Genomic DNA, 12808 nt, shown 5'->3' with positions numbered 1-12808 from the left:
GCGCGGGCGCTGCTCACGAGCGCCGTCACGCGGGCGCGGGAGGGGGACGGCACGGTCGACCTGGTGGCCGCCGTCACCGACGAGTACGCCCTGCTGAACCTGACGGACCTGCTGGGCGTACCGGAGAGCGACCGGGGGCTGCTGCTGGACTGGACCCGGCGGGTCATCGGCTACCAGGACCCGGACGAGGCCGCCCCGCCGGTGCCGGGCCGGGCGGGCAGGCCGGTCGATCCCCGGTCGCCGGCGATGCTGCGGGACATGTTCGGCTACGCCGGACAGCTCGCCGCGTACAAGCGCCGGCACCCCGCCGACGACATCATGACGACGCTCGCCCACGACGCCGAACTCGCCGGGGCGGAACTGGAGATGTTCTTCTTCCTGCTCACCGTGGCGGGCAACGACACGGTGCGCTCGGCGGCCCCGGGCGGGCTGCTGGCACTGGCGGAGCACCCGGAGGTGTACGAGAGGCTGCGCGCCGAGCCGGTCTGCCCGTCGCCGGCCGTCGACGAGTTGCTGCGCTGGCATCCGCCGGTGCTGACCTTCCGCCGGACGGCCGTGCGGGACACCGAGCTGGCGGGCCGCCGGATCCGGGCGGGCGACAAGGTCGTGGTGTTCCACGCCTCGGCCAACCGGGACGAGCGCGTGTTCACCGACCCGGACCGGCTCGACCCGGCACGCTCCCCCAACCCGCATGTCTCGTTCGGGGACGGCCCCCACGTCTGCCTCGGCGCCCACTTCGCCCGGCTGCAACTGCGGCTGCTCTACGAGGAGCTGCCGCGCGCCCTGCCGGGCCCGCCGGTGCCGGCGGGCCCGGCAGGGCGCCTGGTGTCGAACTTCATCAACGGCATCAAGTCGCTGCCGCTACTGCTCGTCTGACGGCCCATGGGTGCGAAGGGGGCTGTGGGGCATGTCCGTCACCGTGTCGCGGATGTCAGGCGGCACGTACCTCCCTCTCCAGCTGGGTGGCGAGGGTGACGTAGCGGGGACGCCGGTGCACCGGGACGAGGCCGCGTATCACCAGGTGCCACATCTCGGCGACCCTGCGCGGCAGCCGTCCCACCGGTTCGAGCGAGCGGCCCGCGACCCGGGTGCCGACGAAGAAGCAGACAAGGGAGTGGGCGACCACCCCGACGTCGAGGTCCCCGTGCAGGTCGGCCTCCCTGACGGCCCCGCTGAATTTGCGGGTGGCGAAATCCAGCCACTCGGTGAACGGGTGCCGCAGCGGCGGCCGCACGGCGATGTCGGCGGTGGCGAGGCGGAGCCCGGCACGCGGCACGGGGTCCTCCACGGCGAGCCGGGCGATCCCGAACGTGGTGCGCATCAGCGCCTCCAACGACGAGCAGCCACGGCTCTCGACGTCGGCCACGAGCTGCCGGGCCGCCTTGGCCTGGAGCTCCAGGATCGCCTGGGCGAGGTCCTCCTTGGCCGCGAAGTGGAAGTACAAGGCGCCCTTGGTGACCTTCGCATGTGTGACGATATCGCTCAGACTGGTGGATTCGTAGCCGTGCCGGTCGAACAGGTCGGCGGCGGCCGTGATGATGGTTGCGCGGGTCTGTTCAGCGCGTAACTGCCTCGCCATCCCTGGACCCCTCCTCGCGCCTCAAAAGAACAGGACATGCGGTTTGTTTTGAACCCCCTGCATACGATAACTCACCGCACGGCGATGGGAGTCCAGAGGTCCGCACACGCGATACGACACGTGTCAGCGGTGCGACAGCGCCCGGCGGGTTCCGGACGACGGCGGCAGCGCCCTCGGCGCGTCGCGATACGAGGCGGACGTCCGGTCTTCGACGGGGTGCCGGAGCAGCCCCAAAACAGCAGGACCGGTCGGTGCTTTCGCGTCCGTAAGCGCCAAACGTGTTTTCCCACGGGTCAGTTGTCGCACCTCGCCTCCCCGTCGTGCCGTCATCCCGCCACACCGCGGGTCCTTCGAACGGGTGACCTGGGAACTTCTCGGCCCGTGCCGGGAGTTCACCGGGCAGCCGGACGGACAAGGAGCGCCGTCCGGAACAAGGCGAGGCGCAAGGGAGCTACGGCATGGTGTTCAAGAGGCTGCTGGGTGCGATCGGGGTCGGCGGCCCCTCCGTGGACACGGTGCTGGACGGGGGCGCGGCACTGCCCGGCGGCGCCCTGACGGGCCGGGTGCTGCTGCGGGGCGGCGGATCGGCCGTGGACATCGAGCACATCGGCCTGGAGCTGATCGCCCGCGTGGAGGCGGAGCACGCGGAAGGCGAGAGCGAGGGCTCGGTCGTCTTCGACCGGTTCACCGTCGGCGGCGGCTTCCGGCTCGGCGAGGAGGAGGAGCGCGAGCTGCCGTTCAGCGTGCCGCTGCCCTGGGAGACGCCGGTGACCGAACTGCACGGGCAGCCGCTCGGCGTCGTGCTGGGCGTGCGCACGGAGGTCGCGGTGGCGGGCGCCCGGGACAAGGGCGACCTGGACCCGCTGGCCATCCGTCCCCTGCCCGTGCAGGAGGCGGTGCTGGAGGCCTTCGGCCACCTGGGCTTCGGCTTCCGCTCGGCCGACCTGGAGTACGGCCACATCGGCGGCACGGGCCAGCAGTTGCCGTTCTACCAGGAGATCGAGCTGACCCCGGCCCCGCAGTACGCGCACGCGATGAACGAGCTGGAGGTCACCTTCCTGGCCGCCCCCGCCGGCGTCGAGGTCGTGCTGGAGGCGGACAAGCGCGGCGGGCCGTTCTCCGCGGGGCACGACGCCCTGACCCGGTTCACGGTGCGCCACGAGGACGCGCCGGCCCTGGACTGGCAGGCCGAGGTGGACGGCTGGATCCGCCGGATGACCGAGCACCACGACGCCTACGGCAGCCACGCGGCGTACGGACACGGCAGCCATGTGGCGTACGCCCACGAGGGCCACGCGGCGTACGGCCACGACGGCGTGCCCGGGAGCGGCCACCGCTCCGGCCCGGGTCTCGGCACGGCCGTGGCGGCGGGCGCGGCGGGCCTCGCCGTGGGCGTGGTCGGCGGCATGGTGGCCGCGGAGGTCGTGGACGAGATCGGGGACTTCTTCGAGGGGGAGGAGGACGACGCGGACGAGGACTGACCTCAGCCGGCGGAGCCGCCCGCGCCCTCCCCGTCCTTCATCGCCCGTGCCTCGCTCTTGAGGATCCGCACGGACTTCCCCAGCGCCCGCGCGGTGTCGGGCAGCTTCCGGTAGCCGAACAGCGCGATGAACACGATCGCGACGACCAGCAGGTGCCAGGGCTCGATGGCGTTACGGAACATGACCGCCCCTTCTACGTCTCGGTCTGCGGCAAGGACAGTTGCCACATTGCGCAACTGTACAACTCGGGCGGAGCGGATCAGCGCCCGGGAAGCCGGCGCACCGGTGCGGCAGGCGAGGTCCGGCGTTCCGCGAGGCGGGTGACGAGGTGGTGCACGACCCCGGCGCCGGCGCCCTGTTCGGCGGCGTAGACGTAGTACACCTGGCGGACAGCGCACCGCCCACCCGCTCGGCGGGCAGCCCGGACGCGGCGGCCGTGTTCGCGGCACTCGGTGCAGATCCGGGGAACTTCCCGGCCGGTCCGTTAGTTTCTACAGTGCTGTAGAAATTCCGTGGGGTGCCGCTAGGGCATCCGACGGCTGTTGCGAGGAGTGGACATGGCCCTGTGGGACCGCATCAAGGAGTCGGCGTCGCAGATGCAGACCCAGTTGGTGGCGAAGAAGAACGACCTGAAGAGCGGCGCGTTCCGCGATGCGAGCATGGCGATGTGCGCGCTCGTGGCCGCCGCCGACGGCACGGTGGATCCCTCCGAACGGCAGCGCGTGGCCCAGCTCATCGCCACGAACGAGGTGTTGCAGAACTTCCCGGCGGACGACCTGCGGCGCCGTTTCGAGGACAACCTGAACAAGCTGACGGCCGACTTCGACTTCGGCAGGGTGAGCGTGCTCCAGGAGGTCGCCAAGGCGAAGAAGAAGCCCGCGGAGGCGCGTGCCGTCATCCAGATCGGCATCGTCATCGGCGGCGCGGACGGCGACTTCGACAAGACCGAACAGGCCGTGGTGCGCGAGGCGTGCTACGCGCTGGACCTGCCGCCGCACGAGTTCGACCTCTGAGCAGAGGCCGGAGAACCGCCGCGGGTGTCCCCGGGACACGGGGACACCCGCGGGCGGGCGCCCATGGGCCGCCGGCCGCCGGTGTGTCAGACCAGCCCGGCGGACTTCAGCCAGGCCCGGGCCACGTCCAGCGGGTCCTTCTTCTCCGCCTGCACCTGGGTGTCCAGCTCCAGCAGGGTCTTGGTGTCGAGCCTCGCGGAGACCGCGTTGAGTGCGTCGACGCCCTTGCGGGGCAGCGCGTCCTTGCGGACGAGCGGCTGGACGTTCTGGAAGCCGAAGAGGTTCTTCGGGTCCTGGAGGACGACGAACTTCTCCTTGGTGATGTTCGGGTCCGTGGTGAAGACGTCCGCGACCTGGACGGCGTTCTTCTTCAGCGCCGCCAGCGTCAGCGGCCCTCCGGTGTCCAGCGCCTTGAAGGACTCGAACTCCAGGCCGTAGACGGACTTCAGGCCCTCCAGCCCCTGCTGCCGGACCTGGAACTCCGGTGAACCGCCGATGACCAGGTCCCCCGCGACGTCCTCCAGATCGGCGATGGTGGACTTGTCCGTGAGGTGGTACTTCCGCGCGGTGGCCGCGTTCACCGTGACGGAGTCCTTGGACTGGGCCGGCGCCGGGTCGAGCAGGGTCAGCCGGGAGTCCAGCTTGGCGTCGATGGCCTTCTCGGTCTCCTCGAGGGTCTTCGGTGCGGCCTTCTTGTCGAGGTGGGCCAGCAGCGCGCCGTTGAACTCGGGCATCATCGTGAGCGTGCCGTTCTTCATCAGCCCGTAAGTGGTCTCGCGGCTGCCGATGTTCGGCTTGTACGTGACCTTGACCCCCTTGGCCTTGAGGGCCTCGCCGTAGATGTCGGCGAGCAGGGTGCTCTCGGGAAAGTTGTTGGAGCCGACGACCACGCTGTCGCCGTCCGCCTTGCCGCCGGTGAGGGGGTTGTCGGCCTTGTCGCCGGAAGAACAGCCCGCCAGCAAGGCCGTCGCCGCCAGGGCGACCACCGCCGCGCCGCTGCTCCTCCGGATGGACCTGCTGTCATGGGTCGTTGAAGTCACCCGTCGATCCAAGCCAGCCGCTTCTCGGTCAGTCAAGTGCCACCGGCCGGGAATCGCCCGTCGGTCCACGTGCGGTTGTGCACACCGGAGGTCCTCCCGGCGACGGTTTCCCGGTGAGGGGCGCCCCGGTCCGGACACGTCGTCACGGCGGCGGCCGTCAGCCGCGGCCGCCCCGGCGCACTCCCGGCGACACGGCGAGCCGGGACACCGCCCAGAACACGGCCAGGGTCACGAGGGCGAGCCCGGCGACCAGGGTGGCGCCGCCGACGACCTTCTCGTAATCCTTCTGGTAGAGGCCGTCGATGATGTACCGGCCGAGACCGCCCAGGCCGATGTAGGCGGCGATGGTGGCGGTGGAGACGATCTGGACGGCCGCGGTGCGCAGTCCGCTCAGGATCAGCGGGAGCGCGACCGGCACCTCCACCTGGAACAGCACCCTCGGCTCGGGCATCCCCATGCCCCGGGCGGCGTCCACCGGCGAGGGGTCGACGGAGCGGACCGCCTCGTAGGTGGTGACCAGGATCGGCGGGACGGCGAGCACGACCAGCGGGATCATGGCCGGCAGCAGTCCGAGGCCGATCCAGATGACCATCAGCACCAGGAGGCCGAAACTGGGCAGGGCCCGCCCGGCGGTGGCGAGGAACGCCAGGGCGTTGCCGCCCCGGCCGGTGTGCCCGGTGAGCAGACCGACGGGCAGACCGATCCCGGCGGCGATGGCCAGGGCTTCCAGGCAGTACCCGATGTGCTCGGCGAACCGGGTGGGGACGCCGTCGTAGCCGTGCCAGTGGGCGCTGTCGCCGAAGAAGGCGCGCGCGAAGTCGAGGACGTTCACCGGCGGGCCCCCTTCCGCGGCATCCAGGGGGTGAGCAGATGGCGCAGGAGGACCAGCGCGGCGTCGGCGAGGATGCCCAGCACCCCGATGGTCAGCACCGCGTTCACCGCCAGGGCGGGGCGGCCGTAGGTCTGGGCGGCGTAGAGCATGTTGCCGAGGGCGCCCTGGTTGCCGATGAGCATGCCGACGCTGACCAGGGAGATGCTGGACACGGTCGCCACCCGCAGGCCGGCGATGATGGCGGGCACGGCGAGCGGCAACTGGACCTGGAAGTACCGGCGTACCGCGCCGAAGCCCATGGCCTGGGCGGCGGCCAGGGTCTCCGGCGGCACCGAGCGGACGCCGTCCACGATCGCCGGCACCAGCACCACCAGGCTGTAGAGCGCGAGCGGGATCATCACCGTGGTCTCGCTCTGGCCGAAGTAGTCGATGAGGACGACGAAGAAGGCGAGCGAGGGAATGGCGTAGAGGACGGTGGCGATGCCGAGGACGGGCGGATAGATCCAGCGGAAGCGCACGCACAGCTGCGCCACGGGCAGCGAGACGAGCAGCCCGGCGAGCACCGGCAGCAGGGCCTCGCGCAGGTGCAGCCCGACGAGACCGGGCCAGCTCTGCCCGAGGTCGCTCGGGAGGTCGAAGAAGCCGCTCATCGTCCGCCCGCCTCCTCGGCCCGCTCGGCCACCCGGCCGTGGGCGGCCCGGATCGCCTCGCCGATGACCTGCTGGGAGACGACACCGACGGCGCGCCCCTCGCCGTCCACCGCGACCGCCCATCCGGTCGGCGAGAGCACGGCCCCGTCCAGCGCGGCCCGCAGCGAGTCGGTGCCGGGCACGAACGGCCGTCCGAAGTCGAGGAGTTCGCTCCGGTCGACGGCGCCGGCGGTGAGCCGGCCGGGCTCGCTCCAGCCGAGCGGCCTGCCGTCGGGGTCGGTGACGAGGAGGTAGGGGGCGGCGCCGGCCCGGGCGGCGAGCGTGCCGGCGTCGGCGTCGGCCGTGACCAGGGGCGCGGTCTGCAACTCCAGCCCGGTGGACGGGAAGAAGGACAGCCGGCGGATGCCGCGGTCGGCGCCGAGGAAGTCCTCCACGAAGGAGTCGGCGGGCGCGCTGAGCAGTTCGGCGGGCGGGGCGTACTGGGCGAGCCGGCCGCCGGTGCGCAGGACGGCGACCCTGGTGCCGAGCTTGATCGCCTCGTCGATGTCGTGGGTGACGAAGACGATGGTCTTGCCCAGTTCCTCCTGGATGCGCAGGAGTTCGTCCTGGAGCTGCTTGCGCACGACCGGGTCGACGGCGGAGAACGGCTCGTCCATCAGCAGGACCGGCGGGTCGGCGGCGAGTGCGCGGGCCACGCCGACGCGCTGCTGCTGGCCGCCGGAGAGCTGGTACGGGTACCGCCCCGCGAGTGAGGTGTCGAGCCCGACCCGCTCCATCAGCTCGGCGGCCCGGTCCCGGGCCTGCCGCCTGCTGCGGCCGAGCAGCCGGGGCACGGTGGCGATGTTGTCGAGGATGGTGCGGTGCGGGAAGAGGCCGGCGTTCTGGATGACGTAACCCATCGAACGGCGCAGGGTGTTGACCGGCTGCTGCCGGATGTCCCGGCCGTCGAGGAGGATGCTGCCCTCGGTGGGCTCCACCATCCGGTTGATCATCCGCAGGGTCGTCGTCTTGCCGCAGCCGGAGGGCCCGACGAGGACGGTGATCGCGCGGTCCGGTATCTCCAGCGACAGCCGGTCGACCGCGACCGTGCCGTCCGGGTACCGCTTGGTGACTGCATCTATCCGTATCAAAACGCCGCGTACCCTTCGGTCCGACCGCATCTGGGCTGACGCGGGGAGAGTCTAGACCGGGAGTGTCGCGGCACCTCGGAGGGAAGGGGGCGGGTCGCGGCGGCGGCCCGGGGCCGGGCCGCCGCGCCGTCCTCAGCCCTCCGCGGGCGTCAGCCGCAGCGAGATGGAGTTGATGCAGTACCGCTGGTCGGTGGGGGTCGGGTAGCCCTCGCCCGCGAAGACGTGCCCCAGGTGGGAGCCGCAGCGGGCGCACCGGACCTCGGTGCGGACCATGCCGTGGGAGCGGTCCTCGATCAGTTCTACGGCGTCGGAGTCCTTCGGGTCGTAGAAGGACGGCCAGCCGCAGTGCGACTCGAACTTGGTGTCGGAAGTGAACAGTTCCGCGCCGCAGGCCCGGCAGGAGTACACCCCCTTGGTCTTGGTGTCCGTGTACTCACCGGTGAAGGCCGGCTCGGTGGCGGACCGGCGCAGCACCGCGTACTCGGCCGGGGTCAGCTCCGCACGCCACTGCTCGTCCGGCTTCTCGACGTCGTACGCCATCAGCTCTCAGCCCCTCTTACTGCGCGAGTCGGTCCAGGATCAGCGGGCCCAGGTCGGTCACGTCACCCGCGCCCATGGTGAGAACGAGATCACCGGGCTTCGCCATTCCCGCGATCACCGCCGGGATGTCCGCCTTGTCGTGGACGGCGGTCACGTCGGCGCCGGCCGCGCGCGCGGACTCGATGATCAGCTCGCTGGTCACGCCCGGGATCGGGTCCTCGCGTGCGGGGTAGATGTCCAGCACCGCCGAGGCGTCGGCGAGGGCCAGCGCCTGCCCCATCTCCTTGCCCAGCTCCTGGGTGCGGGAGAACAGGTGCGGCTGGAAGACGACGAGGATGCGGGCGTCACCGGCGGCGCCGCGCATGGCCTCCAGGTCGGCCGTCATCTCGGTCGGGTGGTGGGCGTAGGAGTCGATCACCTGGACGCCGGCCGCCTCGCCCTTGAGCTGGAGGCGCCGCTTGACGCCGGTGTAGGCGGCGAGGGCGGGCGCGAGCTCGTCGGCAGGGATGCCGAGGGCGGCGCCGGCGGTGAGCGCGGCGACCGCGTTGAGCGCGTAGTGGCGGCCCGGCACGGAGACGGCGAAGGTCAGCTCCCGGCCGTCCAGCACCGCCGTGACCCGGCTCCTCAGCCCCTGCGGGACGATCGACAGCACGCGCACGTCGGCGTCCTCGGCCTCGCCGTAGGTCACCACCCGCACCGCGCGGTCGCGCACCCGCCGGGTCAGCTCCCGGGCGCCCTCGTGGTCGGCGGAGACGACCAGGGTGCCGCCCTCGGTGATCCGGTCCACGAAGGTCTCGAAGGACTCGTGGATCTCGTCGATGGAGGCGTAGTTGGCGTGGTGGTCCAGCTCGACGTTGAGGACGATGGCGACCTCGGGCGCGTACTTGTGGAAGCTGCGGTCCGATTCGTCCGCCTCGGCGACGAAGATGTCGCCCTCACCGTGCAGCGCGTTGGAGCCGGGCGCGTCCAGGTCGCCGCCGATGGCGTACGACGGCTTCAGGCCCAGCTCGGTCAGGGAGACCGCCAGCATCGAGGTGGTGGTGGTCTTGCCGTGGGTGCCGGCCACGGCGATCGGCCGCAGCCCCGCCATCAGCGCGGCCAGCGCGTCGGAGCGGTGCACCACCGGGATGCCCAGCTCGGCGGCGCGGGCCAGCTCCGGGTTGTCCGCGCGGATCGCCGACGAGACCACGACACAGCTCGCGTCGTCGGCGAGGTGCCCGGCGGCGTGTCCGATGTGCACGGTGGCGCCCAGCGCCCGGAGCGCCTCGGCGGTCGCCGACTCCTTGGCGTCGCTGCCGGCCACCCGGGCCCCGCGCTGGGCCAGGATCTTCGCGATTCCGGACATCCCGGCGCCGCCGATGCCGATGAAGTGCGGTCGGTCCATGGCGGTAGGAAGGCCGGGTGCCATGCGTTTCTCCCCAGAGACGGTACGGGCTAGAGCAGGCCTAGCCTATGCGCTGGAGCACCGGTCACCCCGCAAGGGGCGCGGGACGGCCGGCCCGGAGCGCGGAGGGCCGTGATCGGCCGCGGCTCCGCGGCGCGGACGCGGCCGGCCGCCGGGTACCGGCACCCCCCACCTACGCCTTGCTGTGGGAGAACAGCTTCAGCACCGGCACCCCCACCCTGTGCCGCGCCCGCGAGGCCCAGTCCCGGTGGAAGAACTCCTCCACGTAGTGCGGATCGGTCAGCACGATCACCTCGTCCGCGCCCACCTCGGCGACCAGCGCCTTCAGCGCGTCCAGCGGGTGGTCCTCGACCAGCCGGCCCTCCGCCTCGCTCCCCGCGGAGCGCAGCGCCTGGAGCGACACGTCGAGGGCCTGCCGCCCCACGCTGCGCGCCTCGCGGCCCTCCGGGGTCTCGCCCTCCCGCACCGCCTCGTCGAGTTCGCCGAGCGCGATGTCGTCGATGGCCCGCAGCAGCCGGTCCGCCTGCTCGCCGCGCGGCTGGAGCAGCACGTGGAAGGAGACGGGCTCGTCCCCGTGCAAGGTGGTGACGAACTCCACGTCGGCGGACGTCAGGGCCTTCTCGATCATCAGAACGCTTGTGAACACCAGGCGCCTCTTCTCCTTAGAGGGCCCGGCAGGGCCCCTGCGGAAACCATCCTTCCCCGCGATCGCACGGGTACTGCCGCATTAAGTCTGCCCTCCGGAAGCAAACCGGAACGGATGATTCCGTTGCTTTCAAGGGCGACGGTAGCGCCCGAAGAGGAATCCGTCCTCCTCCAGCAGGGAGGCGAGCTCGAACCGGTGCGGAACGGCGACCGACGGCCCTCCGGCGATGCGCTGCGCCCCGCCCGCCGTCAGCGTCGGCGAGACGGTCAGGCACAGCTCGTCCAGCACTTCCGCGGCGATCAGCTGGCCGAGCAGCCGGGGGCCGCCCTCGGTGAGCAGCCGGGTGTGTCCGAGGCCGGCGAGGGCCTCGACCGCGCGGGCGGGCTCCACGCCCGTGCCCTCCCCGGCGACCAGCACCCGGGCACCGGCCTTCTCGGCGGCGGCGACCCGGTCGGGAGCCGCGGCGGCCCCGGTGAGGATCAGCGTCGGGACCAAGGGCGAGGTGAACAGGGGCAGCGTGAAGTCCAGGTCCAGGCTCGCGCTGACGATCGCGATCGCCGGGACCGGTGCCTGACCGGCGGCCGCGCGCGCCCCGGCGAACTCGGCGCGCACCCGGGCGGGGCGGTACCCCTCCTGCCGTACCGTTTCCGCACCGACCAGCACAACGTCCGCGAGCGCCCGCAGGGTGCCGAAGATCCGCATGTCGGCGGCGCTGGAGATGGGCTTGGAGTGGCCCTCGTGCTGGGCGGCGCCGTCGAGCGAGGAGACCATGTTGGCCCGCAGCCAGGGCCGCGGGGCGCCCGGCGCGGGATCCGGGTAGGCGTAGGCGGCGGCCAGCTCGGCGAGGCCCCACTCCCGGTCGGCGGCCGCCTGCGGGGCGGCGGGTGCTCCCCCGTCGGCGCGGGCCTGGGCTGCTGTTTCTTCGGTCACAGGGAAGAGGCGTCGCATTCGTGCAGTGTGACACGGCGCTTAGCATGGATAACCGTGTCCTCCTCCAGCACCGCCCCCGGTTCCGGCCCCCTGACCGACGCGGGCCCCCTGTCCCTGTGCGCCCGCGAGCCGCACGTGCCCGCGGACCGGCTGGTCGCCGAGATGGTGCCGCCGCCGCGCTTCGACTCCGTCCGCTTCGCCACGTACATCCCGGACCCGAACCAGCCCAGCCAAACGGAGGCGGTCCGGGTCCTGGAGGGCTTCGCCGCCGGTCTGGGCGGGCCGAGTGCGTCCGGCACCGCCCGGCGCGGCTTCCTCGGATTCGGCAGGGCGAAGGCGCCCAAGACCCCGGCCGGGCCGCGCGGGGTGTACCTGGACGGCGGCTACGGCGTCGGCAAGACCCATCTGCTGGCCTCCCTGTGGCACGCCGCCCCGGCGGAGCCGTCCCGCAAGGCGTTCGGCACCTTCGTGGAGCTGACCAACCTGGTCGGCGCGCTCGGCTTCCAGCAGACCGTGCGCACGCTGTCCGGGCACAGCCTGCTGTGCATCGACGAGTTCGAGCTGGACGACCCCGGCGACACGGTCCTGGTGTCGACGCTGCTCGGCAAGCTGGTCGAGGCGGGCGTGGCGCTGGCCGCCACCTCCAACACGCTGCCCGGCAAACTGGGCGAGGGACGCTTCGCCGCCGCCGACTTCCTGCGCGAGATCCAGGGCCTGTCGGCCCACTTCCGCACCCTGCGCATCGACGGCGAGGACTACCGCCACCGCGGCCTGCCCGAGGCGTCGGCGCCCTTCTCCGACGAGGAGGTCATGAAGACGGCGTTCGCCACCGAGGGCGCCTCGCTGGACGACTTCCCGGGCCTGCTGGAGCACCTGGCCAAGGTGCACCCGAGCCGGTACGGCGCGCTGACCGACGGGGTGCGGGCGGTGTGCCTGACCGGCGTGCGGCCGGTGCCGGACCAGTCGACGGCGCTGCGGCTGGTGGTCCTCGCCGACCGGCTCTACGACCGCGAGGTCCCGGTGCTGGCCTCGGGGCTGCCGTTCGACCGGCTGTTCAGCGAGGAGATGCTGAACGGCGGCTACCGCAAGAAGTACTTCCGCGCGATATCCCGGCTCACCGCGCTGGCCCGGGACGCGAAGGGACTGATCGGCGCGTAGCCGACACCCGTCAAACCGTCAACTACCGCGGGTCAAGGGCTGCTTCAGGCCACTTGACCCGCGTTTTTTACGCTCTCTCAGCTCGTTAACCTCCAGTTAACCCGGCAAAGGCCTTTGCGCGGCTAAGGTGTTTCTTGACCATTCGTTGACCAAGACTTGGTCTGGACTAGAAACATGAACGTGGCGGGGGGAGGCCTCATGTTCCGCGGTACGGCCGTACGCGGGCTGCTCGCCCTCCTCGTCGCGGTACTGCTCGGGCTCCAGCTCCGCGCGTGCACGGGATCCTTCGCATCCGCGCACACGTCCGGCCAGACGCCGGCCGAGGCCGGTCGGCCGTCAACCGAGGCGGCGACCGGAACCGTTCTCTCCGCGCACTCGGCGCGCGCCGGAGCGGACACGCTCCG

15 protein-coding genes and 1 pseudogene are annotated in these 12808 nt (G+C 71.9%); 5 read left to right on the top strand and 11 right to left on the bottom strand.

Features of this window, described 5'->3' with window-relative positions:
• Positions 1–876 (top strand): cytochrome P450 (locus H5J33_RS09825; RefSeq protein ID WP_181794497.1); only part of this gene is annotated, 876 nt, incomplete at its 5' end.
• 55 nt (positions 877–931) lie between these two features.
• Here the strand turns inward: H5J33_RS09825 and H5J33_RS09820 are convergent.
• Positions 932–1579 carry a ScbR family autoregulator-binding transcription factor gene (locus H5J33_RS09820; protein WP_181794496.1) on the bottom strand — a complete coding sequence of 216 codons (648 nt, stop codon included), beginning with the start codon at positions 1577–1579 and terminating at the stop codon, positions 932–934.
• 458 nt (positions 1580–2037) lie between these two features.
• Here H5J33_RS09820 and H5J33_RS09815 point away from each other — a divergent pair, with 458 nt between their 5' ends.
• The gene (locus H5J33_RS09815) at positions 2038–3060 is read left to right on the top strand and encodes a sporulation protein (RefSeq protein ID WP_181794495.1); all 1023 of its coding nucleotides are present in this window, start codon (positions 2038–2040) and stop codon (positions 3058–3060) included.
• 2 nt (positions 3061–3062) lie between these two features.
• On the opposite strand, the gene tatA is transcribed toward H5J33_RS09815, so the two are convergent.
• Positions 3063–3242: a Sec-independent protein translocase subunit TatA gene (tatA, locus tag H5J33_RS09810; protein WP_181794494.1), complete on the bottom strand. Its 180-nt coding sequence runs from the start codon at positions 3240–3242 to the stop codon at positions 3063–3065.
• Positions 3243–3319: 77 nt separating this feature from the next.
• Positions 3320–3442: a hypothetical protein gene (locus H5J33_RS37330; RefSeq protein ID WP_258564984.1), complete on the bottom strand. Its 123-nt coding sequence runs from the start codon at positions 3440–3442 to the stop codon at positions 3320–3322.
• 175 nt (positions 3443–3617) lie between these two features.
• On the opposite strand from H5J33_RS37330, the gene H5J33_RS09805 reads away from it, so the two are divergent.
• Entirely contained in the window at positions 3618–4073 is a 456-nt protein-coding gene (locus tag H5J33_RS09805; protein ID WP_181794493.1) for a tellurite resistance TerB family protein, read from the top strand.
• Positions 4074–4159: 86 nt separating this feature from the next.
• Here H5J33_RS09805 and H5J33_RS09800 read toward each other — a convergent pair whose 3' ends face one another.
• The 8 genes from H5J33_RS09800 to H5J33_RS09765 all read right to left on the bottom strand — a co-directional run bounded on the left by H5J33_RS09800 (position 4160) and on the right by H5J33_RS09765 (position 11264).
• The gene (locus H5J33_RS09800) at positions 4160–5113 is read right to left on the bottom strand and encodes an ABC transporter substrate-binding protein (protein ID WP_181794492.1); all 954 of its coding nucleotides are present in this window, start codon (positions 5111–5113) and stop codon (positions 4160–4162) included.
• 157 nt (positions 5114–5270) lie between these two features.
• The gene (locus H5J33_RS09795) at positions 5271–5945 is read right to left on the bottom strand and encodes an ABC transporter permease (protein ID WP_181794491.1); all 675 of its coding nucleotides are present in this window, start codon (positions 5943–5945) and stop codon (positions 5271–5273) included.
• Positions 5942–6595: an ABC transporter permease gene (locus H5J33_RS09790; protein WP_181794490.1), complete on the bottom strand. Its 654-nt coding sequence runs from the start codon at positions 6593–6595 to the stop codon at positions 5942–5944. Before H5J33_RS09790 ends, H5J33_RS09795 begins: the two co-directional genes overlap by 4 nt.
• Positions 6592–7725 (bottom strand): ABC transporter ATP-binding protein, encoded by a 1134-nt coding sequence (locus H5J33_RS09785; protein WP_181794489.1) that lies wholly within the window; start codon positions 7723–7725, stop codon positions 6592–6594. Before H5J33_RS09785 ends, H5J33_RS09790 begins: the two co-directional genes overlap by 4 nt.
• 132 nt (positions 7726–7857) lie before the next feature.
• Positions 7858–8265: a peptide-methionine (R)-S-oxide reductase MsrB gene (msrB, locus tag H5J33_RS09780; RefSeq protein ID WP_181794488.1), complete on the bottom strand. Its 408-nt coding sequence runs from the start codon at positions 8263–8265 to the stop codon at positions 7858–7860.
• A 16-nt stretch (positions 8266–8281) separates the two neighbouring features.
• Positions 8282–9673, bottom strand: a complete 1392-nt coding sequence (murC, locus tag H5J33_RS09775; protein WP_181794487.1) for a UDP-N-acetylmuramate--L-alanine ligase — start codon at positions 9671–9673, stop codon at positions 8282–8284.
• A 169-nt stretch (positions 9674–9842) separates the two neighbouring features.
• Positions 9843–10316, bottom strand: a complete 474-nt coding sequence (locus H5J33_RS09770; protein ID WP_181794486.1) for an indole-3-glycerol phosphate synthase — start codon at positions 10314–10316, stop codon at positions 9843–9845.
• 129 nt (positions 10317–10445) lie between these two features.
• Positions 10446–11264 (bottom strand): pyrimidine reductase family protein, encoded by an 819-nt coding sequence (locus H5J33_RS09765; protein ID WP_181794485.1) that lies wholly within the window; start codon positions 11262–11264, stop codon positions 10446–10448.
• Positions 11265–11300: 36 nt separating this feature from the next.
• Here H5J33_RS09765 and zapE point away from each other — a divergent pair, with 36 nt between their 5' ends.
• Both zapE and H5J33_RS36720 read left to right on the top strand, forming a co-directional pair.
• A complete protein-coding gene (gene zapE / locus H5J33_RS09760; protein ID WP_181794484.1) occupies positions 11301–12404 on the top strand; it encodes a cell division protein ZapE in 1104 nt (367 codons plus the stop codon).
• 198 nt (positions 12405–12602) lie between these two features.
• Positions 12603–12808, top strand: a pseudogene (locus H5J33_RS36720) (hypothetical protein); the annotation flags it as partial.

The organism is Streptomyces sp. WELS2 (assembly GCF_013870595.1).
Lineage (GTDB): Bacteria > Actinomycetota > Actinomycetes > Streptomycetales > Streptomycetaceae > Streptomyces.
This window is presented reverse-complemented; position numbering and strand designations above follow the sequence as displayed.